This is a genomic window from Geomonas sp. Red276, from assembly GCF_054784495.1.
Genome location: NZ_BLXW01000033.1, coordinates 1 through 23,627 on the forward strand (window position 1 = coordinate 1; position 23,627 = coordinate 23,627).

The 23,627-nt window shown below is 63.3% G+C and carries 21 protein-coding genes and 1 rRNA gene; 18 read left to right on the forward strand and 4 right to left on the reverse strand.

All coding sequences use genetic code 11. From position 1 onward, the window contains the following. Nucleotides 1-87: ribosomal RNA gene (rrf, locus tag ACYVL5_RS18490) — 5S ribosomal RNA — on the forward strand; the annotation flags it as partial. Between the two features lie 109 nt (nt 88-196). Here rrf and lon read toward each other — a convergent pair. From lon to ACYVL5_RS18505, 3 genes are all read right to left on the reverse strand, one after another. After that, complete coding sequence (gene lon / locus ACYVL5_RS18495; protein ID WP_460597052.1) at nt 197-2,650, reverse strand: endopeptidase La; 2,454 nt, start codon at nt 2,648-2,650, stop codon at nt 197-199. Between the two features lie 368 nt (nt 2,651-3,018). Then, nucleotides 3,019-3,447, reverse strand: a complete 429-nt coding sequence (locus tag ACYVL5_RS18500) for a GSU0071 family protein (RefSeq protein WP_460597053.1) — start codon at nt 3,445-3,447, stop codon at nt 3,019-3,021. Nucleotides 3,448-3,578: 131 nt separating this feature from the next. Further along, nucleotides 3,579-4,010, reverse strand: coding sequence for an FKBP-type peptidyl-prolyl cis-trans isomerase (locus ACYVL5_RS18505; protein ID WP_460597054.1), 432 nt, complete (start codon nt 4,008-4,010; stop codon nt 3,579-3,581). Nucleotides 4,011-4,319: 309 nt separating this feature from the next. Here ACYVL5_RS18505 and ung point away from each other — a divergent pair, with 309 nt between their 5' ends. The 8 genes from ung to modF all read left to right on the forward strand — a co-directional run bounded on the left by ung (nt 4,320) and on the right by modF (nt 12,571). After that, entirely contained in the window at nt 4,320-5,012 is a 693-nt protein-coding gene (gene ung / locus ACYVL5_RS18510) for a uracil-DNA glycosylase (protein WP_460597055.1), read from the forward strand. A gap of 255 nt (nt 5,013-5,267) precedes the next feature. Then, nucleotides 5,268-5,966 carry a CoA transferase subunit A gene (locus ACYVL5_RS18515; RefSeq protein WP_460597056.1) on the forward strand — a complete coding sequence of 233 codons (699 nt, stop codon included), beginning with the start codon at nt 5,268-5,270 and terminating at the stop codon, nt 5,964-5,966. Further along, nucleotides 5,963-6,613, forward strand: a complete 651-nt coding sequence (locus ACYVL5_RS18520) for a CoA transferase subunit B (protein WP_460597057.1) — start codon at nt 5,963-5,965, stop codon at nt 6,611-6,613. The genes ACYVL5_RS18515 and ACYVL5_RS18520 overlap by 4 nt, the downstream gene beginning before the upstream one ends. 128 nt (nt 6,614-6,741) lie before the next feature. Further along, on the forward strand, nt 6,742-7,647 hold the full coding sequence (locus tag ACYVL5_RS18525) for a DMT family transporter (RefSeq protein WP_460597058.1): 906 nt from the start codon (nt 6,742-6,744) through the stop codon (nt 7,645-7,647). A 173-nt stretch (nt 7,648-7,820) separates the two neighbouring features. After that, nucleotides 7,821-9,032 carry an aminotransferase class V-fold PLP-dependent enzyme gene (locus tag ACYVL5_RS18530; RefSeq protein WP_460597059.1) on the forward strand — a complete coding sequence of 404 codons (1,212 nt, stop codon included), beginning with the start codon at nt 7,821-7,823 and terminating at the stop codon, nt 9,030-9,032. A 2-nt stretch (nt 9,033-9,034) separates the two neighbouring features. Next, on the forward strand, nt 9,035-9,973 hold the full coding sequence (locus ACYVL5_RS18535; protein WP_460597060.1) for a DsbA family protein: 939 nt from the start codon (nt 9,035-9,037) through the stop codon (nt 9,971-9,973). Nucleotides 9,974-10,144: 171 nt separating this feature from the next. Then, nucleotides 10,145-11,077 (forward strand): FAD-dependent oxidoreductase, encoded by a 933-nt coding sequence (locus ACYVL5_RS18540; protein ID WP_460597061.1) that lies wholly within the window; start codon nt 10,145-10,147, stop codon nt 11,075-11,077. Nucleotides 11,078-11,113: 36 nt separating this feature from the next. Then, a complete protein-coding gene (gene modF, locus ACYVL5_RS18545) occupies nt 11,114-12,571 on the forward strand; it encodes an ATP-binding cassette domain-containing protein (RefSeq protein WP_460597062.1) in 1,458 nt (485 codons plus the stop codon). Between the two features lie 110 nt (nt 12,572-12,681). Here modF and ACYVL5_RS18550 read toward each other — a convergent pair whose 3' ends face one another. Next, complete coding sequence (locus ACYVL5_RS18550; protein WP_460597063.1) at nt 12,682-13,191, reverse strand: metallophosphoesterase family protein; 510 nt, start codon at nt 13,189-13,191, stop codon at nt 12,682-12,684. Nucleotides 13,192-13,481: 290 nt separating this feature from the next. On the opposite strand from ACYVL5_RS18550, the gene der reads away from it, so the two are divergent. From der to ACYVL5_RS18595, 9 genes are all read left to right on the forward strand, one after another. Then, nucleotides 13,482-14,804, forward strand: a complete 1,323-nt coding sequence (gene der / locus ACYVL5_RS18555) for a ribosome biogenesis GTPase Der (protein ID WP_460597064.1) — start codon at nt 13,482-13,484, stop codon at nt 14,802-14,804. Nucleotides 14,805-14,884: 80 nt separating this feature from the next. Beyond that, nucleotides 14,885-16,705: a response regulator gene (locus ACYVL5_RS18560; protein ID WP_460597065.1), complete on the forward strand. Its 1,821-nt coding sequence runs from the start codon at nt 14,885-14,887 to the stop codon at nt 16,703-16,705. A gap of 1 nt (nt 16,706) precedes the next feature. Continuing rightward, nucleotides 16,707-17,075: a response regulator gene (locus tag ACYVL5_RS18565; protein WP_460597066.1), complete on the forward strand. Its 369-nt coding sequence runs from the start codon at nt 16,707-16,709 to the stop codon at nt 17,073-17,075. A gap of 33 nt (nt 17,076-17,108) precedes the next feature. Beyond that, a complete protein-coding gene (locus ACYVL5_RS18570) occupies nt 17,109-19,193 on the forward strand; it encodes a chemotaxis protein CheA (RefSeq protein ID WP_460597067.1) in 2,085 nt (694 codons plus the stop codon). Then, nucleotides 19,193-19,993 (forward strand): ExeA family protein, encoded by an 801-nt coding sequence (locus tag ACYVL5_RS18575; RefSeq protein ID WP_460597068.1) that lies wholly within the window; start codon nt 19,193-19,195, stop codon nt 19,991-19,993. The genes ACYVL5_RS18570 and ACYVL5_RS18575 overlap by 1 nt, the downstream gene beginning before the upstream one ends. Before the next feature lie 177 nt (nt 19,994-20,170). Beyond that, nucleotides 20,171-21,208 carry a chemotaxis protein CheW gene (locus tag ACYVL5_RS18580; protein ID WP_460597069.1) on the forward strand — a complete coding sequence of 346 codons (1,038 nt, stop codon included), beginning with the start codon at nt 20,171-20,173 and terminating at the stop codon, nt 21,206-21,208. Between the two features lie 13 nt (nt 21,209-21,221). Then, nucleotides 21,222-21,614 carry a response regulator transcription factor gene (locus ACYVL5_RS18585; protein WP_460597070.1) on the forward strand — a complete coding sequence of 131 codons (393 nt, stop codon included), beginning with the start codon at nt 21,222-21,224 and terminating at the stop codon, nt 21,612-21,614. Further along, a complete protein-coding gene (locus tag ACYVL5_RS18590; protein ID WP_460597071.1) occupies nt 21,611-22,114 on the forward strand; it encodes a chemotaxis protein CheW in 504 nt (167 codons plus the stop codon). Before ACYVL5_RS18585 ends, ACYVL5_RS18590 begins: the two co-directional genes overlap by 4 nt. Next, complete coding sequence (locus tag ACYVL5_RS18595) at nt 22,108-23,613, forward strand: response regulator (RefSeq protein WP_460597072.1); 1,506 nt, start codon at nt 22,108-22,110, stop codon at nt 23,611-23,613. The genes ACYVL5_RS18590 and ACYVL5_RS18595 overlap by 7 nt, the downstream gene beginning before the upstream one ends. The last annotated feature ends 14 nt before the right edge of the window (nt 23,614-23,627 follow it).

Genomic DNA, 23,627 nt, shown 5'->3' on the forward strand with positions numbered 1-23,627 from the left:
GTTCCCATCCCGAACACGGAAGTTAAGCCTCTCAGGGCCGATGGTACTGCACTGGTAACGGTGTGGGAGAGTAGGTCGCCGCAGGGAATTTAATAGAAAGCCCCGCCTGGTTATCCAGCGCGGGGCTTTTGCTTTGTGCACCAACTGCCAGATAAAAAGCCCCACCAGGACACCTCCCGGCGGGGCTTTTGTTTTTCTACCTCTTCACCAACTCCTTCTTCGGCCTTAACGCCGGCAAGTTCTTCTCGCCGAATGCCACTTCGTAGACATCCCGGTACTCCTCGGCGAAGTGCACCTCGAGCCCCTCCTTCAGATAGTCGTCCAGTTCGGCGAAGTCCTTACGGTTGGCTTCCGGGAAGATCAACGCTCTGAGGCCGGCACGACGGGCGGCGATGGTCTTCTCCTTCACTCCGCCGATCGGGAGCACCCGGCCGGTCAACGTGAGCTCCCCGGTCATCCCGAGCTTGGGCCTGACGGCTTTCCCGCGCATCATGGAGATCAGGGCGGTAGCCATGGTGACACCTGCCGAGGGGCCGTCCTTCGGGGTGGCACCGGCCGGGACGTGGAGATGGACGAAGTGGGTGTCGAAATAATCCTCGGGGGCCCCATACTCGGTGAGATGGGCCATGACATATGAGTAGGCGATCTCGGAGCTCTCGATCATGACGTTGCCAAGCTGCCCGGTCTGTTTGAACCCCTTGCTCTTGCTCGGCATGGCGGCTGCCTCGATCGGCAGCGTCGCGCCTCCCATGCTGGTCCAGGCGAGTCCGGTGACCACGCCGGGTACATGCTCGAAAACCTCCTCGGTGGTGAATACCGGTTGCCCGAGGTAGTTGGCCAGGTCGTTGGGTCCGATCACCACGGGCGCCATTCTCCCGGTGGCGAATTCCCTGGCCGCCTTGCGCATCAGCTTCTTGATTCGGTTTTCCAGGGTGCGGACCCCCGCCTCCCGGGCCCAGCCATCGATGAGGGTTGCCAGGGCCGCCTTCCTGATGCTCACCTGCCCGGCCTTGAGCCCGGCGTTCTTGAGCGCCTTGGGAATCAGGTACTTCTTTGCGATCTCCATCTTCTCTTCGAGCACGTAGCCGGAGAGACGGATCACCTCCATGCGGTCCAATAGCGGGCCGGGGATGGTGTCCAACTGGTTGGCGGTGGCGATGAAGAGGACGTTGGAGAGGTCGAAGGGAACGTCCAGGTAATGGTCCCGGAAGGAGGAGTTCTGCTCCGGATCGAGAACCTCGAGCAGTGCCGAGGCGGGATCCCCCTGGTAGCTGGCGCCGATCTTGTCGATCTCGTCCAGCATGAGGACGGGGTTGGCGCTCCCCGCGCTCTTCATGGCCTGGATGAACTTGCCCGGCATGGCGCCGATGTAGGTGCGGCGGTGCCCCTTGATCTCGGCCTCGTCCCGCATTCCTCCCAGCGAGAAGCGGTAGAAGGTGCGGCCGAGTGCGTCGGCGATGCTCTTGCCGATGGATGTCTTGCCTACGCCCGGAGGGCCGACCAGGCAGATGATGGAGCCGGAGATATCCCCCTTCATCTTCCCGACCGAGATGAACTCGAGGATGCGGTCTTTGACGTCGGCCAGGCCGTGGTGGTCGCGGTCGAGGATGCGGCGGGCCCGGTCGAGGTTGTAGGAGTCCTTGCTGAATTTACCCCACGGCAGGATGGTGAGCCAGTCGAGATAGTTTCTCGTGACGTGGTATTCGGCGGAGGCAGGCTCCAGGAGTTTCAATTTCTCCAGCTCGTCGTCGACCGTCCGCTGGGCCTCGATGTTCAGTTTCAGCCCCTTGAGACGCTCCTCGAATTTTTCCAGCTCGGAGGTCTTTCCCTCTTTCTCGAGGCCAAGCTCCTTTTTGATCGCCTTCAGTTGCTCCCTCAGGAAAAACTCGCGCTGCTGCTGGCTGACCTTCTCCTCGATCTGCTTGGAGATCTTGCTCTGCAGACGGGAGACCTCCAGCTCCTTCTTCAAAAGGACCAGCACCAGGTCGATGCGCTTGCGGACATCGAAGCTCTCCAGGACCTGCTGGAGTTCCTTGCCGTCGGCAGAGGTGAGGTTGGCGGCGAAATCGGCCAGCCTTCCGGGATCGTCCAGGCTGGAGCGGCCGAGGAAGAGCTTGATCTCTTCAGAGTAGAGCGGGTTGATCTGCACCAGTTCCTTGAGCGTGCTGACTACCGCCATCGAATAGGCCTTCAGCTCGGGATTCACCGAGAGCTCGGTGTCGAAGAGGTACTGCACCTTGCCGAACAATACGCCGCCGGTCTGGGTGACCTCTTCAATGGTGAAGCGTTGGAGGGTGTTGACCAGGAACTGCAGTGAGTTCTCGTCGGAATGCATGACCCGGACGATCTTGCCGGCGACCCCCACCGGGTGGAGATTGTCCGGGGCATCATGGTGATCGTACTCTTTCGCCAGCACCAGGCCGATGGCGTGGGAGGAGGATTCCATGGCAATCTTGGCCGCCTGGATCTCGTGCGGGTCGGTAAGGACCATCGGAACCAGCAGGTTAGGAAACGCCGGCCGGGGACGCAGCGGAATGATGGGAAGGGAAGGGGGAAGCACCTCGGAGGCCAGAACCAGACCGCCGGATTCCCCTTCAGGGTGGCCGTTTACTTCGGCCTCGACAACCGTTTCAGTATCTTGTGCGCTCATGATTGTGCTCCTGGGAAGATTTAGGAGGATTTACTGTAACCTAAGCACGAGATCCTTCAGTGTCAACCTCTCCCCATTCAATTCACCTTGAGAGACAGCAGCAAAGAAGAGCGGCAAAGTTCAACGAAGTAGTGAGGAGCGAATCCATGAGGTGATCGCGCCGGTTCAGGGGGAGGGATGAGCATGGCTGGCACGGAGAGGGATGAGAATGCTAGAAGCGGAAATAAGTGGGAGCGGCTGGAGCGGGAGCGGGAGGACTGAGAATGGTTGGCATGGATAAGGATAAAAGCGGTGGCGCGGGAAGCGGAGAATGGAAGAGGGCCGATCGGTTGACCGGCCCCCTCGTTACCAATTGGTAGTGACGGCTACTAGTGCTGGAGGTGTTCCGCGTTTTCCGCTAGCTCGACGAATACCGCCTCACGCACCGAGTATTCCTGCCAGTAACCGGCGAGCTTCCGGATGCAGTTGAGCATGCCGACGGCGGCGCCGGACATCCCGGCAGCGACCAACGGGGTGGCTTCGCCGTTGATGGCGGTCACGATGCTGGCGATGAAAAGCACGAGGCTGGAAAGAAACAGCGGCATCTCCACGTGCTTCATCGGGGACTGCATTGCCTTGCTGAGGGATGCATAGACAGCGGCATGCCCGCGGATGACGTCGAGGTAGTGGTCGAGGTCGGGGCCGTTAAAACGGCTGACGGCGCGGAGGTACAGCCTGCGGCAGGCCTCGCGGTTGGATGTGGCCATGCGGTCGCCGTAGTAGTGTTCGATTTCAATGTCGATGGTATAGGTATCCATGGTGCTCCTCACTTCATTACGATGATCAGCCCCGATTAAGCGTCGGGGCGGTGGTGATTAGTACAACCTAATACTCTGCAAGGTGAGCCTCTGCAACAAAAAACGCATTCTGCCAGTGTTCGAATTCACTGTCAATGGATGCCGTGCAGCTTGATCGCGAAGGTGAGGTCCAGGCCGGCCAGCGGGTGATTTCCATCGAGAGTTACCGCACCTTCGGTCACCTCGGTGACCATCATGGTACGCGCGTTGTTCCCGCCGAACTCGATGGCCAGTTTCTGTCCTGCCTTGATTTCCCGCCCTGCCGGAAAAGCACTCCGTGCCAGCGTGAGGATGTTGGCGTCCAGGCGCGGCCCATAGGCTTCCGCCGAGGGAATGACTACGTTACGCACCTCGCCGACTTCCATCCCAGCGATCTCGGCCTCCAGCGCGGGAAAGATCTCTCCGCATCCGAGGGTAAAGACGAGCGGTTCGTCGTCAGGGGTGGAGTGGAAGATCCTGCCGTTGTCGAGGGTTCCGATGTAATGGACGGACACGGTGGTCCCTCCGGGAATCCTTTTCACCATTACCTCGCTCCTTCGCCGGCACCTGCCACTTCCGGCGCTGCGTGCCTCCCGCCACCGGTTCCCCTCTTCCGGTCGGCTGATTGCTCCCGGATGGCCGTTTCGCGACCTGTCCTCAGCTTTGCATAAAATCGGCCAGTAAAAAAGGGATAGTATTTCCTGGGCGTTCTGCCCTAAGCTGCCCGGTCAGCTGCTTAAAATGGCGGCAGCATGCCCGGCATTTCACCGTCCTGCCGGAGATGAAAAAGACCTTGGAGGTGGCAAAGTCGATGTGCTATTTTTCCGCATCAAGACCATTTCGGGGACTGCGTGATGACTACTGAAGTACAGGTTCAACTGGAACAAAGCTGGAAGCAGCATCTGGTCGGGGAGTTCGGCAAGCCTTACATGGCGGCCCTGAAGGATTTCCTGCGCAAGGAGATCGCCGGCCGGAAGACCATCTTTCCGAAGGGGAGCCAGTACTTCAACGCCTTCAACACGACCCCGCTCGATGAAGTGAAGGTGGTGATCCTCGGGCAGGATCCCTACCACGGCCCGGGGCAGGCGCACGGTCTCTGTTTTTCCGTCCCGGCCGGGGTGGATTCCCCACCGTCGCTCATCAACATCTTCAAGGAGCTGCAGGCCGACCTGGGGCTCAAGCCCGAGGATTTTCGCCACGGAAACCTGGAGAGCTGGGCCCGGCAGGGAGTGCTGCTGCTCAACAGTGTCCTCACCGTCGAGGCTCACCGGGCCGCCTCTCACCAGGGGAAGGGATGGGAGCAGTTCACCGACCGGGCGATCGAGGTCCTGAATGAGCAGCGTGAGCACGTGGTCTTCATGCTCTGGGGGGCCTATGCCCAGAAAAAGGGCGCCGTCATCGACCGCGACCGGCACCTGGTCCTGCAGGCTCCGCATCCGTCCCCGCTCTCGGCCCACCGCGGCTTCCTCGGATGCCGTCACTTCTCTAAGGCTAACGATTACCTCGTCCGGCACGGGGGCGTCCCTATCGACTGGCGTCTCCCCTGAATTCGCTTCCCGCCATGCTGAACGAGCTGACGGCACCCTCACACGGTGCCGTTTTTTGTTGGCAGGGCTAATGACTCCACGGATGTGCACGATAGTATTTAACTGTTCCCTTAAGGAGCGGTTCTTTTACCCCATCCTCACCCTGTCCCTCCTCTTGAAGGGGAGGCTACGTTGCGTCGGAGTCGCGTGGGCACGTGGTGCCCACCCTACTGTTGTTCCCCCTCGCGGGGGGAGGGGACATCTGGAGGAATGGCCATGATCTGTGCGTCGATTCCCGAGGCTTTGGCCGGCATAACTGACGGGGCCACCATCATGGTAGGCGGCTTCGGACTGGTAGGCATTCCGGAGAACCTGATCCTCGGGGTGAGGGAGCTCGGGGTCAAGGACCTCACGTTAATCTCCAACAACTGCGGCGTCGAGGATTGGGGGCTCGGCCTGCTGCTTGCCAACCGGCAGATCCGGCGGATGGTGGCCTCTTACGTTGGCGAGAACCGCCAGTTCGAGGAGCAGTACCTCTCGGGAGAACTGGAGGTGGAGCTGGTCCCGCAGGGGACGCTGGCGGAACGGATCCGCGCGGGTGGGGCGGGAATCCCGGCATTCTACACCCCGGCCGGGGTGGGAACCCCCATCGGTGAAGGGAGGGAGACCCGGGTCTTCGAAGGGAAGGAGTACCTGCTCGAGCGTGGGATGCGGGCCGACTTCGCCCTCGTGAAGGCGTGGCGCGGGGACGGGCTGGGCAACCTCCAGTACCGGCGCACGGCCAGGAACTTCAATCCGATGATGGCCGCCGCCGGCAAGGTCACCATTGCCGAAGTCGAGATCCTCGCGGAGATCGGGGATCTGGTGCCGGAAGAGATCCATACCCCGAGCATCTACGTGCAGCGTATCGTGCAGGGCCCTCGCTACGAGAAGAGGATCGAGAAGCGGATGGTCTCCAAGGGAGCCGAGATATGACCTGGACACGGGAAGAGATTGCGCGGCGGGCGGCACAGGAGATCGAAGATGGCTTCTACGTCAACCTCGGCATCGGGATCCCCACCCTTATCGCCAATTGCCTCCCGAAGGGAAAGCGGGTGGTGCTCCAATCGGAGAACGGTCTGCTCGGGATCGGCCCCTGCCCGCGCGAGGAGGAGGTGGACGCCGATCTCGTCAACGCCGGCAAGGAGACCATCACCATGATCCCCGGCGCAGCCCTCTTCGATAGTGCCGAGTCCTTCGCCATGATCCGCGGAGGGCATATCGACCTTGCGATCCTGGGGGGCATGGAGGTCTCGGCGGAGGGGGATCTGGCCAACTGGGTAATCCCCGGGAAAATGGTGAAGGGGATGGGGGGCGCGATGGACCTCGTGCACGGGGCCAAGCGGGTCGTGATCCTCATGGACCATCTGGACAAGGAGGGGCGCCCGAAGATCGTCAACCGGTGTTCGCTCCCGCTCACCGGGAAGCGGGTGGTGAATAGGATCATCACGGATCGTGCCGTCATAGACGTCACTCGGGATGGGCTGGTCTTGCAGGAGGTGGCACCCGGATTGTCTGTGGAGGAGGTCCGTGCAGCTACGGAGCCTGCGTTGCTGGTTGCTCGTGGCTTGGGGGGAGAGTAAAACCTCCCTCACCCGCCTTTCGGGCACCCTCTCCCCTAAAGGGGCGAGGGGATTAACTTCACTTTGGACATTGTATCTAGTGAGGGAATGGGGTTGACTTATGACGGCGGGGCTGCTTTTAATAGGCAATGCTCACAGACAGTAATCAGATCGGTTCATCCAAAGCCACCTTCGGACTGGTGCTATCCACCTTTTTCTGGGGTGGGAGCTTCGTCTTCAACAAGATCGGCTTTCGTGACATCCCCCCGGTGACCTTCCTTTTTTTCCGCTTTACCATTGCCGCTCTCGTCATGGCGCTTGTCTGCCTTCCGCGCCTGAGGAAGCTGAACCTGGCCACGATGAAAAGCGGTGTGCTGGTCGGCTTTGCGCTGGCCGCCACCAATGTCTCCTTCGTACTGGGTGTCAGCGGCACTTCGGCGTCGCGGGCCGGGTTTCTCAACAACCTATTCGTCCTTATCAACCCCTTGTGCTGCTTCCTTTTCTGGCGTGAGAAGATGGACCGGTGGACGGTGGCCGGGCTCTTCATGGCCATGGCCGGCCTCTGGCAACTCGCCTATGGCGGGCTGGAAGGATTCAACCGGGGAGACGTGATTTCCACCCTCTGCGCCTTCTTCATCGCCTTCCACATCATCTCCGTCTCCAAGCTTCTGACCGACGAGGACATCTACCTCGTCAGCCTGGTGCAGTTCGCCACCGTGGCGGCGGTCGGAGGAATCCTGTACGCCATCCTGCCGGCGGAACCTTTCGCCATCACGGCAGCCTCCGGTGGCAGTCTCGTCTATTGCGCCATCTTCCCGACGGTAGTCGCCTTCACCCTCATGAATACCTACCAGCGCTTCACCACCCCCACCAAGGCGGGGCTCATCTATACCCTTGATCCCGTCTGGAGCATGGTGGGCGGGATGCTGATCCTGGGCGAACGGCTCTCCCCCGGCGAATTGTTCGGCTGCGCGTTGATCTTCGGCGCGGTGGTGCTGCCGCTGTCGGTCAAGCGCCTGCGCGAGCGCCAGCTGGGACTGGCCTACGCAGAGTAGGCCACTCCCCATCCTCACCAGTCCCTCCCGTTGAAGGGGTGGCATCGGCACCGCGGCAACTGCGGGAAGGCGCCATTAGCCCCCGAGAACTCACTTCCTCATTTGACGCGGCATAGACCGTGTGGGAAAGTTAATCGTACTGCATCCGAACATGAAGTACGAAAGGATCGGCCATGGACCTCGAAGCCATTCGGCAGGACTTTCCCATGCTTCAGGCGAAGAAGGGCCAGCGCCCCGTCGTCTATCTCGACAACGCTTGCCAGACGCTGCGCCCGGCCAAGGTCATCGAGGTCATGGACCGGTACTACCGGGAGACCTCGGCCTGCGGCGGCCGCAGCATGCACCGCCTCGCCAACGAGGTCGCCCGCCAGTACGAGGCCGCCCGCGCGTCGGTCGCTCGTTTCCTCAACGCCTCCCGCAAAGAGGAGATCATCTTCACCCGCAACACCACCGAAGGGATCAACCTGGTCGCCAATTCCCTCCCCCTGGGCAAAGGGGACGTCGTCCTTATCGGCGACAAGGAACACAACTCAAACCTCCTCCCCTGGCAGATGCTCGCCAAGAGGCGCGGCATCGAGATCAGGTTCACCCGCTCCCGCGAGGACAACACCTTCGACCTCGACCGCCTCTCCACGCTGCTGGACGAACGGGTCAAGCTGGTGGCGCTCGGGTGTTCCTCCAACCTCGACGGTGTCACTATCCCCGCGGCCGATATCATCCGCAAAGCCCGCGCCAACGGCTCCCTCGTTCTCCTCGACGCCGCCCAGACCGCTCCCCATCAGCGTCTGGACGTCAAATCCCTCGACGTCGATTTCGTAGCCTTCTCCGGCCACAAGTTGCTCGGCCCCTCCGGAACGGGCGTTCTCTACGGGAAATATAAGCTCCTGGAGGAGATGCCGCCCTTCATGGTCGGCGGCGGTACGGTCTCCTCGTCGAGCTATGACGGCTGCGAATTCCTGCCGCCGCCCGAAAAGTTCGAGGCCGGTCTCGCCGACTATGCCGGGGTCATCGGTCTCGGCGCCGCCATCGAGTACCTGGAGGAGATCGGCTTCAAGAACATCCAGCGCCAGGACCTCCTCCTCAACAGCCACTTGACCGCCGGCCTCGAGGGCCTCAAAAGGTTCCGCATCCTCGGCCCCGCCGATCCCGAAAAGCGCGGGGGGATCCTCTCCCTCGCCGTAGAAGGGGGCGACCCGCACCGGATCGCCCTGATGCTAGACCAGATGGCCGGCGTCATGGTCCGTTCCGGCCAGCACTGCGTCCACTCCTGGTTCAACGCCCACGGGCTCCCCGGTTCCCTCCGTGCATCCGTCTACTTTTACAACACCATCGAAGAGGCCGACATCTTCCTCAACAGCCTGCGGAAGATCGATCGGGTGCTCTAGCCATGTTCTGCATCGTCGCCTTCATAATTCTGGCCATCTTCGGCATCTTCAGCGCGGGGAGCCGTGAGTTGGCCAGGGAGGCCTGGGGGTGCGTCTTCCGGCGGGTGACCTTCAGGCCCTGCACGACCGGGTTCGACGAAAAGATCAAGAGCCGCATCCTCGGGAGCGTCATCAACCGCTCGGAAACCGCGGCGCGCCTGCTCAACCGCAACTTCGAACCGATCGCGTGGGTGATGTTCCTGATCGTCACGGCGAGCAGTGTCTACGCCGTTCGCGGGCTCTATCTCTTCTATGTCACGGGGAGTTGCAGCGGGCTGAACGAGACGAGCTTCTGCCTGCTCGATCCCTCCGGAGAAAACAGCAAGGTATCGGCTGTGGACGCGGGGTGCCGGGAAAAGCCGACAACGGTCGAGGATCTCACCCTCAAGGAGGTCGATCTTCGCAGTTTCCCGACCATCAAAGGTAAAGGGAAGGGGCGCATCGTCGTCATCGGCTGTTACGGGTGCGCCTACACCCGGCGGGTCTACGACTCGTTGAAAGAGCTGGCGAACAGGAACGGCGCCAGCTTCACCTTCATCGACTACCCGGTCAAAGTGAAGACCAACCTGATGACCCGGCTGGGTTACTGTGTCTATCAGCACGACCCGGACCGGTACTGGAAGCTGAACGAGACGCTCTTCACCGCGCAGCTCCCCACCCTCGATACCCTGGAGGGTGCCCGGGCCATCACTGAGAAGCTCGGCCTCGACTGGGGAGAGATCAGCCGCTGCCTCGATTCCCCTGCCACCCGGGATGGGGTGGACAGCCAGGCGGAAGAGGCGCTGAAGACCAATTTCTTCGGTACCCCCACCGTTTTTGTCAACGGCAAAGCCTTTGTCGGCCCAAAACCTTCTCGCGTCTACGCCATTGCCCTGAATGGACTCGTCTACTGGATGAAGTGAACGAGCGGTTTCTAACTTGACTTTGCCCTTTGCATTAATCTATAGTCGATTACCTACTCTGTAATTTCAAGCAGTTAGCAGTGAGACTCACGAGATCCCCCCCTTCGAAGCCAAGACCCGCCCAGGTCCTCGAAAGTTACCTCCCTGCTTTCACCCGTCCCAGGAGAATGCATGTCCAAAAAAGTGGTTATCGTCGGCGGCGGATGGGCCGGTACGGCGGCGGCCCTGGCGGCCCGGCAGGCGGGGTGCGACGTTCGTCTCTTCGAGCGGACCGACCTGCTGCTCGGGACCGGGGTCGTGGACGGTGGCGTCCGGGAGAACGGCCGGTTTGCGGTGGCCGAGGAGTTGATTGCCATGGGAGGCGGAGCGCTCTTCCAGGTGATCGACCGTCATTGCCAGGCCGAGCTCCCCGGCCATGACCTCGCCACCGTTGAGCCTGCGGTGAGGCGCTCTCTGCTCCTGGCGGGAGTCGTGGTGCATCTTCAGGCCCGTGTGGTTGCGGCGGAGGTCAAACAGCGGAGGATCACCGGCATCACGGCTACCCTTTCAGGAGGACCGAAGCGGATTGAAGCGGCGGCCGATGCCTTCGTGGACGCCTCAGGCACCGCCGGTCCTGACGGCAACTGCCCCACTCTCGGTATGGACTGCGCCAGGTGCATCAACCGCTGCCCCACCTTCGGCGCGCCTTTGGGGGTCGCCGCCTTGGCAGGCGTCGACGAAAGGGTGGACATGCTCCCGTGTGACCACGCCTTGCGGGTAGCCGGGCTCTCCAATGTCTGCTGCGCCGGCGACAGGGCCGGATTTCTTCACGGCCAGAGCGAGGCCATCCTCACCGGGACGCTGGCCGGACACAATGCGGCGCGGCTGGCCTGGGGACTTGATCCTGTCGCCCTCCCCACGGTCCTGGCCTGCGGAGACGGCATTGCCTGGGGACTGGAGCACAGGGGGGCGTCCGGTGGGTTTGACGAGACCTACACCTTCTCGGGGTGGGCGCTCTTCGGTCACCAGAGGGAGAGGTCCCTCGACAGTACCGATGCTGGCGAAATAGCAGAGCGTGTCGAGGCGGCTGGCATGACCGGCTTTTTCGCCCGCAAGCTGGGGTAGCTTTCGCCCCGGCATCACCACGCAAGGAGAAGAGGTTTGTCCGAAGTTCTACTCGACCAGGTAACGGCAGTCATCAAGGATGACATCAGGCTGGAAGGGATCACTCTCGCCATGGGACCGGGCGAGCAGTGGGGGATCGTAGGGGCCAACGGCTCCGGGAAGTCGGCGCTGGGGAAGCTTCTCGGTAACCGCCTGCCGGTGGTCTCCGGCACCTGCCGCCTCCCGCAGCGCACCGGCTACGTTTCCTTCGAGCGGGTCAACGAGATCCTCGAGATCGAAAGGTACAACGACGACTCGGACTTCCTCGATTACATCGACGAGGGGACTCTCGTTCGCGACTTCATCCTGGAAGGGGAGCCGACCGGGGGGAGAAAGCTCAACGACCTGTCCCGCGTGCTGAATTTTACCGGCATCCTCGACCGAGGCATCAAGTACCTCTCCACCGGCGAGATGCGGAAGATCGTCATCTGCAAGGCCCTCATGCAGGACCCGGAGATCCTGGTGCTGGACGAGCCGTTCGATGGCCTCGACGCCGCCTCCTGCGCGGCGCTCAAGAAGGTGATCTCCGGCTGCGTGGACAGCGGCATCCGGGTGGTGCTCCTCTTGAACCGCTTCTCCGAGCTCCTCCCCGAGATCACCCACGTCGCCTATATCAAGAACCGGCGGATCATCATGACCGGAGCCAAGGAGGAGATGATCGCCTCGGAGGCGCTGAGAAGGCTCCACGCCTTCCACTACACGCTTCCCCCCGAGCTCCCGGAGGTCGATGCGGCCACGGTCAACCCGCCGCTTCCCGCCGGGCAGCCGCTCATCGAGATGAAAGGGGTGAAGGTCCGCTACGGGGAGAAGGCGATTTTGAGCGGCCTGGACTGGTCGGTCAAGCCGGGGGAGCACTGGAAGATCTCAGGACCCAACGGGGCGGGAAAATCGACCCTCCTCGCCATGGTGAGCGGCGACCACCCGCAGGCCTTCGCCAACGACATCACGCTCTTCGGCATACGGAAAGGGTCGGGGGAGAGTGTCTGGGACATCAAGAAGCGTCTCGGCCTGGTTTCCACGGCCCTGCAGCAGGACTACCGGGTCGGGGTGCCCGTCAGGGTGGCGGTGATTTCCGGATTCTTCGACTCCATCGGCGTCTATGGCGACTATACCAAGAAGCAGCAGGAGATCGCCCTCGACTGGCTCAAGATGCTCCGGCTCGAGGAGCTGGCCGAGGCGCCCTTCCGGAACCTCTCCTACGGGGAGCAGCGCCTGGTCCTTTTGGCCCGCGCCATGGTCAAGCAGCCGGACCTCCTGATCCTGGACGAGCCGTGCCAGGGGCTCGACGACGTCAACCGTGAAATGGTGCTGAAGCTGATCGACCACCTGGGGAGTACCGGCAAGACCCAACTTCTCTACGTCACCCACCACGCCGAAGACGACATCCCCTGCATCGCCAACCACCTGGAGCTCGTTGCCGCCGAAGGGGGCGGGTACACGGGACGTAGCAGGTAGGACTTCAAAAACTCCCTCACCCGGCCTTCGGCCACCCTCGCCCTCCGGGAGAGGGCATCACTAACCATATCCCCTCGCCCTCCGGGAGAGGGGCAGGGGTGAGGGAAAGTTCACCTCCTCTCCAGCTCGACGATCTCCGCCGTCACTTGCCCTCCTTCGATCATCAACCGGGCCACCGTCACCGGGAGGTCGAACCTCCGTTTCCCGGCGCTGCCGGGGTTGAGGTAGAGCACGCCGTCCTTCTCATCGATCAACGGCTTGTGCGTGTGGCCGTAGACGATCACCCGGGGGCGCTCGCCGGGCGCCCGCACGTTTAGCTCCTTCCGGTTGTGGATCATCAGCAGGGAAACCCCTCGGACCGTCATTCTCTCCACGAATGGGAGGTTGGCTGCCCACCCATCGCGATCGACGTTGCCGCGCACCGCCACCACCCGGGCCAGCTCCCGCAGCTCGTCGATGACCTCCTCTTTCCCGATGTCCCCGGCATGGATGATCAGCTCAACCCCGGCCAGCGCCTCCACCGCCTCCGGCCTCAAGAGCCCGTGCGTGTCGGAGATGACCCCGATAAGGACCGGTGCCTCGTCCCCACCTCGGGCGCTCCCCCGTAGTTCCCGTTCCACAGCCAGCCTCCTCGCTCTCCCGCGTGTCTCCCGCACTTTCGCCGGAAGTACCTGCGTTCATCCCATCCTCACCCAGACCCTTCCTTTAAGGGGGAGGGAGACATTCGCTGAGGAGAGGACAGTCATTAGATGTGTGATAATTAGGTGCAGCTAACCGGTCACTGTAATTGCGCGACTTATCTTGCTTATTGTCGCACAAAATGTTAAACATGCAGGTTACTGTCTGCAATCTTAAGAAAGAAAATGTTGCCCTTTTAGCTTTTAGAAGTGTCGCATTACGAGTAGGAACTATGAAACCAATCATTGCCATCGTCGGGCGCCCCAACGTGGGGAAGTCCACCCTTTTCAACCGTCTGGTCGGGCGCCGCAAGGCGATGGTCGACGACATGCCGGGGGTCACCCGGGACCGCAACTACGCGGAGGTGAACCGCTTCGACGTCCCCTTCATCCTGGTGGACACCGGCGGCTTCGAGCCCGAGACCAACGACCGCATGCTCCAGCAGATGCGCGAGCAGTCCCGCTTCGCCATGGACGAGGCGGACCTGATCCTCTTCGTGATGGACGCCCGCGACGGCCTCACCCCGGCCGACAGCGACGTGGTGGAGATGCTCAGGCGGATCGACAAGCCGGTCTTCTACATCATCAACAAGGTGGACGGTGACCGCCAGGAGGCCGCTGCCGGCGACTTCTACTCGCTGGGCATCGACCAGATCTACACCATCTCCGCCGAGCACAACCGCGGCGTGGGCGACCTCATGGACGACGTCATCGCGGCGCTTCCCCAGGACACCGGCAAAGCGGCCGACGAGGAGATCACCAGGATCGCCGTGGTGGGACGCCCCAACGTCGGCAAGTCCACCCTGGTCAACCGCCTGGTCGGCTACGAGCGCGTGGTCGCCAACCCCACCGCGGGAACCACCCGCGACTCGGTCGACACCCGCTTCACCGTCAACAAGAAGCCGTACCTCTTGATCGACACCGCCGGCATCCGCCGCAAGGGAAAGACGGTGCAGAAGATCGAGAAGTACTCGGTCATGGACGCCTTGCGCTCCATCGAGCGGGCCGACGTGGTGCTCATCGTGCTCTCCGCCGAGGACGGGGTCACCGAGCAGGACTCCAAGATCGCCGGCTACGCCTACGAGGCGGGGCGCGCCTGCATCTTCGTGGTCAACAAGTGGGACACCCTCACCAAGGACAACGCCTCGATGGGGAAATTCGTGGAGGAGATCCGCAGAAACTTCAAGTACCTCCCCTTCGCCCCCATCCTGTTCATCTCGGCCACCTCCGGGCAAAGGACCGGGAAGATCATCCCCGAGGTCGACCTGGTCATGGCGCAGTACGCCAAAAGGGTCTCCACCGCCGAACTCAACCGTGTCTTCTCCAAGGCGACCGAGGAGAACCACGCGCCGCTTTCCCAGGGAAGAAGGGTTAAATTCTACTTCGCCACCCAGGTCGGGACCAAGCCCCCCTCCTTCGTGATCTTCACCAATCAGCCGGAGGGAATCCACTTCTCCTATGAGCGCTACATCATGAACCGGTTTCGCGAAGCGTTCGGATTTACCGGCACTCCGCTGAAACTTATTTTCCGCGGCAGGGACAAGAAAGAGTCCTAAATCATTCTTTACTTAGCGGATACGATAAGTTAGTATGATGAGAATTTTAGACCTACCATCCACATGAGAGAGCAGCAACCATGAGTCTCGTCGGTAATCTGGAAGACCTGGGGCTCGGCGAGATCCTGCAGATCGTCAGCCTGAGCAGAAGGTCGGGCGTGCTCTCCCTCCAAAGCCGTGGACGGGAGGCACGGGTCATCTTCCGCAACGGGCAGGTCATCCGCGCCATCTCCACTACGTTTCAGCAGAACCTCGGCGAGGCGCTGATCCAGAAAGGGGTCATCGACCTCCCCACCTTGAAGCGCGCCTTGAGCATCCAGGCCGAGGAGGGGTTTACCCAGCTTTTGGGGGTCCTGCTGATCGACCGCTTCGGGATTCCCCACGACGCCATTGAGGCGGTGGTCAGGGAGCAGATCGAGAACGTGGTCTACTCCCTTTTCGCGTGGGCCGAGGGGACTTTCGAGTTCGAGCTGCAGGAGGTTGCCGAGCGCGACGCCGCGGTCGACACCTTGCAGTTCATGTTGAAGCAGGGCCTCAACCCCCAGTACCTGGCGATGGAGGGGTCCCGCATCATCGACGAGCAGCGCCACCGCGAGGAGTCGGGGGAGGGTGAAGAGGACGTTTCGGGAGGATCCGAGGAGAACGTCGACTTCGCCTTCGATCTCCTGCAGGAGAAGAGCGTCCCGGAGGAGAAGGCGGCTGCCACCCCCAAACTCCCCCCTATCGACGTCCCCTTTCCCGAGCCGATGGCACGACCCGCGGCCGCCGAGGCGGTGGTGGATCCCTTCGCCGCCCATCCCGGCGGCGGCTCCCTCGATTTCACCCCGACGGAAGAGGCGCCGGAGCCCGCCGCCGCGTTCGCGCAAGGTGGGGAGCCGCTCGTGCTGGTGGACGACGATCCCGGCACCCTGGAGGCGCTCGCCCCGCTTCTGGGCCGCCAGGGGTACCGGGTCTACCCGGTCGGCCGCAGCGAGGACGCCCTGATCCGGGTCGACACCCTCTACCGCGACGGCGAGCGTCCGGCGGTGGTGGTCGACCTCGTCATGCCGCGGATGGACGGCACCGGCATCGTCGGCGGCCTGGAACTCCTCGAGCTTCTCAAGGCCAACTTCCCCGAACTCTCCGTTTTGGCGGTCACCGACTTCCCCAACGAAGAGGGGCAAAAGCGCTGCCGCGGCCTGGGGGTACCCATCCTGGTCAAGCCGGGGCAGGGGGAGATCGCCCAGGCGGCGGGAGGCTTCGTGCCGCACCTCGTCGCCTCCCTGGCCGCTTCGCCTTCGGCCGGCGGGACCGACAGCCGGATCAACATCGGCGACGAGCTGAGGCTCGAGATGGGCGAGGAACCCGCACTGCCGGCTCCCCAGATCAACCAGAGCATCGGCGTCTCCCACCTGAGGGGGATGCTGGAAGAATTGAACAACCCGCAGCTGGGCGGAGGGATCATCCTCTTGGTGCTCCGCTTCGCCTCCGAGTTCGTGAACCGGGCCGTGGTCATGCTGGTCAAGAAGGACGTGATCCAGGGGCTTGGCCAGTTCGGCCTCGACGACCGGGACGGCTCCGCCGACTCCCGGGTGCGCAATTTGCGGATCCCCCGGGAGGAGCCCTCGCTCTTCGGCACCGTGCTGGAGGCCAAGTTCCCCATCAAGGGGACCATCGAGGACTCGGTCTGGAACCGCTTCTTCCTCGAGCAGCTCGGGGAGGAACGTCCCCAGGAGGTCTTCCTGGGGCCGATAGTAAGCGAAGGGAAGGTGGTCGCCATCCTCTACGGCGATAACCTCCCCGAACAAAAAGCCATCGGCGATACCGAGTCGCTGGAGATATTCCTCAGCCAGGCCGGCATAGCAATGGAGAAGGCCCTTTTGCAGCGGAGGCTGCAGGACCAGGGCCGGGGGGAGAATTGACGTGAAAAGGATACTGATTGCCGAAGATTCCAACACCATGCGCTCCATGCTGGTCTCCACCATCGACGAGCTCGAGAAGTACTCCATCGTCGAGGCCGCCAGCGGATTCGAGGCGCTGCGCCTTTTGCCGCGCGAGAAGGTGGACCTGATCATCACCGACATCAACATGCCGGACATAAACGGCCTGGAACTGATCAGCTACGTGCGGAACAACCCCAACTACGCCTCGATCCCGCTCTTCATCGTCTCCACCGAGAGCGGCGACAAGGATCTCGAAAAGGGGCGCGCCCTGGGCGCCAACGAGTACCTGGTGAAGCCGTTCGATCCGGCGAAGCTGCAGGAGCTCATCTCCAAATACCTCGAACCCTAAGGTCGGGGCCGATTCTACTGCGATGAGGTAGTCATGAGCGCTGAGGAGAACATAGCAAAAGCGGTCAAGGACTTCCTGGCCGAGGCCGAGGAGATCCTGGACCAGCTCAGCCTGGACCTGGTGGCATTGAGCGATTGCGCCGACGGCGGGGAGTGCAACCCCGACCTGGTCAACTCCGTCTTCCGCGCCGCCCACTCGCTGAAGGGGCTCGCCGGCATGTTCGGGCTGACCGAGATCGCCGAGCTCGGCCATCATCTGGAAAACCTCCTCGACGCTCTGAGGCTCGGCAAGGTGGAGCTCGACCAGGGGGTGGTAAGCGCCCTCTTCGAATCCACCGAGCTTCTGACCGCCCTGGTGAGAAACGCCGGCCAGGGTGGCGGCGAGCCGGTCGACCTCACCGGCGCCATGGAGCGCATCAACGACTGCCTCACCAACAAACCCAAGGCCGCCAAGGACTCCCCCCTGGCCGCCCTCAACATCCCCGAACGCGTACTGGGCTCGATGACCGAGTACGAGGAGCACCGCCTCTTGGAGAACGTCAAGAAGGGGCGGCGCATCTACTCGATCCGGGTCTCCCTCCTCTTGACCAACTTCGATTCCGAGCTGATGGAGCTGACCGACCAGCTGAAGCAGGTCGGCGAGGTGATCAGCACCCTCCCCTCCGCCTCCAGCGGTATCGACGCCGGTATCGACTTCGAGATCCTCTTCGGCTCCGATCTGGCCACCGACGAGCTCACCCCGCTCATCGAGCGCGACCACCTGACCGTCACCAGCTTCGGCAAGCAGGAGAAGAAGGCCGCTCCCGCTCCCGCAGCACCCAAGGCCGCTTTCGTGGAGGCCCCGGCGGCCGCCCCGGCCCCCGCCCTTCTCGAGAGCGAGCCCGAGCCGCAGCCGGTGAACCCGGCCGACCAGGGGGTGAGCGCCAAGAGCATGAGCCGCACCGTCCGGGTGGACATCGGCAAGCTCGACCTCCTCATGAACATCGTGGGCGAGCTGGTCCTCTCCCACTCCATGATCGCCGAGGTGGCGGCCAAGATGCGGCGCGACGGGCTGGTCCTCCCCGGGCAGCAGGTGGCCAAGGCCGCCAAGGGGCTCGAGAAGAAGCTCGCCGAGCTGCAGAAGGGGGTCATGGAGATCAGGATGATCCCGGTCGGGCAGCTCTTCGAGAAGATGACCCGCATCATCAGAAAGATCTCCCGCGAGCAGGGTAAGAAGGTCGACCTGAAGCTCTTCGGGGCGGAGACCGAGCTCGACAAGCTGATCATCGAGGACATCTCCGACCCGGTCATGCACATCGTCAGAAACGCCATCGACCACGGCCTGGAGACCCCGGCGGCGCGCCTGGCGGCCGGCAAGGACGAGAAGGGTACCATCGTCCTGTCGTCCTTCCAGAAGGGAAACCACGTGGTCATCCAGATCGAGGACGACGGCGCCGGCATCGATCTCGGCAGGGTCCGGCAGAAGGCGGTCGAGCGCGGCGTGATCGGCTCCCCCTTCGAGGTCTCCGACAAGGAGGCGCTGGAGTTCATCTTCCTCCCCGGTTTCTCCACCTCCGAGCAGGTGAGCGAGATCTCCGGCCGCGGGGTGGGCATGGACGTGGTGAGGACCAACATCGCCGCCCTGTCCGGGATGATCGACCTGGAGACCTTCCCCGGCCGCGGCACCCGGGTCACCATCACCCTCCCCATCACGCTGGCCATCATCAAGGCGCTCATCATCACCACCGCCGGCCGCACCTACGCGCTTCCCATCACCTCGGTTCTCGAGAGCATCATCGTCGACCGCAAGGAGATCAAGACGGTCGAGCGCAAGGAGGTCATCCAGCTCAGGGAGGCGACCCTGCCGCTTTTGCGCCTCTCCGATTTCTTCGAGCTCAAAGGGGCGGGAGAGATCCCCGAGTCCTTCTACGTCGTGGTGGTCGGGGTGGCCGAAAAGAGGCTCGGTCTCGTGGTGGACGATCTCCTCGGGCAGCAGGACATCGTCATCAAGTCGATCGGCGAGACCTTCGCGGGCTTCAAGGGGATCTCCGGTGCGGCCGACCTGGGCGACCAGCGGACCATCCTGGTGCTTGACGTGGGGAGCGTGATCAGCGAGGCGACTCGCGGGAGTGCCGGCTGATGTACAAGTCGTTCTACGGGCTCACCGAAAAGCCCTTCAGCAAAACACCCGACCCGCGTTTTCTCTACATGAGCCGGGGACACCGGGAGGCGCTCGCCCGGCTCGAGTACGCGGTGGAGGAGTGCGAACTGGCCCTTTTGACCGGGGACATCGGCTGCGGCAAGACCACCATCTCGCGCGCCCTCATGGACCGGATGGGGGACCGCTACCATTTCCTGTTCGTCTTCAACCCGCGGCTGACCGCCGACGAGCTCTTGCGGGTGATCGCCTCGGGGCTCGAGGTGGGAAGCCCCTCGCACGCCAAAGACGAGCTCTTGAAGGAGATCACCACCGCCCTCTACGCCCTCCACCGCGAGGGGAGGGTGCCGGTGGTGGTGATCGACGAGGCCCAGATGATCCCGGACCGTGAGCTCTTCGACGAGATCCGGCTGTTGACCAACTTCCAGCTGGACGACCAGAACCTGGTGAGCGTGATCCTGATGGGGCAGCCGGAACTGCGGGGGATGCTGGCCTCCCCGGTGTACGAGCCGTTTCGGCAGCGGATCTCGCTGAACTTCCACCTGGCCCCCCTGGGGCTCGACGAGACCATGGAGTACCTCGATTTCAGGATCTCCGCGGCGGGGGGCTCCCCGGGGCTCTTCTCCCCCGACGCCGTGCAGAGGATCTACGAGATCACCGCCGGGGTGCCGCGGCGGATCAACTCGCTGGCCACCAATGCGCTTCTGGTCGGCTACGGCCGGGACGCCTCCTGGATCGACTCATCGGTGGTCGAGGAAGCCGCCGAGGAGCTTTTGCCGTAAGCGGCCACGGGTCCCCCCTTGATAAAGCCGCAACCCGGTAGGTCGCGTTGAGGAACGAAACGCGACATCATCGCGAGCCGGTCGAGGGTATCGTCGCGTTTCACGGTAAAGCCGTTCAACACGACCTACGTTTGGCCGCAACGAGTAACAAAGTAGCGGGAGTTGAAGGAGTCGAAGATGAATCTTGCGGAGATCAGAAGGAAGGCGCAGCGCGCAGAGGCGGAGGGGCAACAGCGTGCCGCCGGACCGGCCCCCTTAGCCGCGGTTCCCCAGCCCCAGGTCGCCGCCGCCGCGACCCCCCCGGAGCCGGCCCTCACTTTTGGCGCCGCCGCCGAGGCCGTGGCCATGCAGGAGATCGTTCCTTTCGCGGAGGTCTCCCCGGAGCCGGAGGAGTTCGCTCCTTTTGCCATTGATCACCCCGCCGTGACCCCGGCCGCCGAGCCCGAGCCGGTGTACGAAGAAGAAGCGTCCTACGAGCCGGAACCGGCCTCCATGTACGAGTCGGAGCCTGAGCCCGCGTACCAGCCGGAGCCCGCGCCGGCCCCCAAGGCGGTTCAGCCGCCGGTGGCCTTCGAAGCTCCCCCCGTCTACCAGCCGCCGGTCTACCAGGAGAACTCCCCGGCGGAGACCTTCGACTGGCAGCCCGAGGCGCTGGAAGATCTGCTCCCGAGCGACTTCAGCAAGGCCCGCCGCCCCGAGCGCTTCGATCCCGCCTCGGTCATCCTCAAGGGGCGCGAAACCGCCGCCGAGGACGATGATGGCCTGCTGGGGGAGGAGGCGGCCAGCGCCACGCTGGAGCTCCTCTGCTTCCGGGTGGCGGATGAGGAATACGCCATCAGCATCATGGACATCAAGGAGATCATCAAGCCGCGGGAGGTTACCGAGGTGCCGAGGGTGCCGGCCTTCGTGCGGGGGATTCTCTCCCTGCGCGGCATCATCATCCCGATCTTCGACATCCGCCTCCGCCTGGGGCTCCCCGCCGCGGTCCACTCCGAGCGTGAGCGGGTCATCGTGGTGAACCGCAGCGAAGGGTTCTGCGGGGTGCTGGTGGACGAGGTGGTCCAGGTGGTACGGGTGGGAGAAGGGAGCATCGAGCCCCCTCCCGTGGTGCTGGAAGGGATCGACCGCGAGTTCGTGCAGGGGATCGGCCGGGTCGGCGGCAGGATGCTGATCCTGCTCGACATGATGAAGGTGCTGGACGTAAGTCTGCTGTAGGGCGGGAGCGCACATGGCGAAGAACAGGATCCTGGTGGTTGAGGACGAGGAGAGCCTCTTGAGGCTGGAGACCATCCTTTTCACCTCCAAGGGGTACGAGGTGACCGGGGCCCGGGACGGCCATTCCGCCCTGGAGGAGGCCACCGGCAACCCTCCGGACCTGGTGGTGCTGGACGTCATGCTCCCGGGGCTGGACGGCTTCGAGGTCTGCCGGGCCTTGAAGGACGACCCCCGCACCTGTGCGATACCGGTGGTCATGCTGACCGCCAAGAAGAGCGGGATGGATCTGGAACGCGGCAAGAAGGCCGGCGCCGACGCCTACATCACCAAGCCGTTCAAGTCGGTGAAGGTGCTGGAGGTGATCGAGGGGCTGTTGCAGCAGGGCGACAAGGGAGGCGAGGAGTGAAGCAGGAACTGCAGGAAATCCAGGTGGCCTGCCTCCGGATGGAGGAGGGTCTCTATGCCGTCGACATCATGCGGATCAAGGAGATCATCCGGCTCCCCAAGCTGGCCCCGCTCCCCCGGGCGCTCCCCTTCGTGGAGGGGGTGATCAACCTGCGCGGCTCGGTCATCCCGGTGATGGACCTCCGGAAGCGTTTCGGTCTCCCCCCGCTGCAGAACCAGGAGACCTGCCGGCTTTTGGTCCTTTCCATGCCGGGCCAGCCGCTGGGTTTGATCGTCGACGAGGTGACCGAGATGATCACCGTGCCGCTTCGGGAGCTCAAGCCTCCGCCGCGCGGCGTGCGTCTGGTCGGGGCCGAGTACATGGTCGGCCTCTTCCTGGTCCAGGAGTCCCCGGTCATGCTTTTGAACATTGATGACCTGTTGACCTTCAAGGAGAAGGTCGAGCTTGGCTATCTCACCCCCCAGGGGGCACTCGCCACCGAAAAGAGCACTACATGCTGATAGTCTGCCCCAACTGCAAGAAGAGATACGATGTCGAGTTCGCCAGCGGCGAGGAGGCGAAGAAGCTCCGCTGCTCGAACTGCCGTGCCGTTTTCCGGGTGGTGAGGCGCCCGGCCGCCGCTGCCGCTGCCGCTCCGTCCACTCCGCCGGTTGCCCCTCCGGCCCCCGCGGCCGCGCCCGCGCCGCCTGCTGCCGCCCAGGCTGGTGCCGTACCGCCGCCTCCGACCGCGGCTGCCCCGGCTGCCGCGCCTACCCTCGCCCCTTCAGGGGAGAGGGTGCCCGAAGGGCGGGTGAGGGAGGTTTCCGGGGCCGCTGCCGCTGCCGGTGGCCAGATCAAGGTCGTGGTGGCCAACGAGAGCGTCGCCTTCTGCGATGCCGTCAAGAAGGTCCTGGCTTCCGAGCCTTTCCAGGTAGCCTTCTGCAATGACGGCAAGGTTGCCCTGGAGACCGTGGAGTCGATGCAGCCGAACCTTCTCCTTTTGGACGTGGCGCTCCCGACCATGTTCGGCTTCGAGGTCTGCGAGCGGATCCGTCAGAACCCGCAGCTGGCCGGCGTCAAGATCGTGCTGATTGCCTCGATCTACGACAAGACCCGTTACAAGCGTTCGCCGAATTCCCTCTACGGCGCCGACGACTACATCGAGAAGCACCATATCCCCGACTCCCTGGTCCCCATGATCTACCGGCTGACCTCCGGGGCGCTGCCCCTTTCCGCCGCCCTTCCGAGCGAAGGAGAGCTGGAGGCCCGCGAGCAGACCAGGGCAGAGCTGAGAGAGGCCGAGGAGCGCGAGACGACGACCCCGGTGGCCGTCCCCCAGCAGCCCCCGGTGGAGATCGTCGGCGGGCTGGAAGAGAACCGGTACCTGCTGGGTCCCAACGCCCCCCGCAGCGAGAGTGCAGCCGCCTCCTTCCCGGCAGCCGCCGAGGCGGTGGCCCTACAGGAGATAAACCCCTTCGACGAGGTGGCCACCCACAGCGCCAGTCAGACCAGTCAGACCAGTCAGACCAGTCAGACCAGTCAGACCAGTCAGACCAGTCAGACCAGTCAGACCAGTCAGACCAGTCAGACCAGTCAGACCAGTCAGACCAGTCAGACCAGTCAGACCAGTCAGACCGTGCAGCCGGCCCCTGCAGCCCGGCCAACCCTCGCCCCTTCAGGGGAGAGGGTGCCCGAAGGGCGGGTGAGGGAGGTTTCCGAGGCCCCGCCAGCCCCGCCAGCCCCGCCTGCTCACGCGGTGGAGCGCCCGCTCACCGAGGCCGAAGTCAAAGCCAAGCGCCTGGCCCGCATCATCGTCTCCGACATCGTCCTCTACAACCAGGGCAAGGTCGAGCAGGGAGTCCGCGACGGCAACTTCTTCGACCTCCTGGCCGACGACATCCGTGAAGGCGAGCGTCTCTACCGCCAGCGCGTCCCGGAAGAGCTCAGGGAGCAGACAGATTTTCTTACCGCGGCCTTCGATGACCTGCTGGCCAAGAAGCGCGCAGAGTTGAACGTGTAAAACGCAGGAGAGCC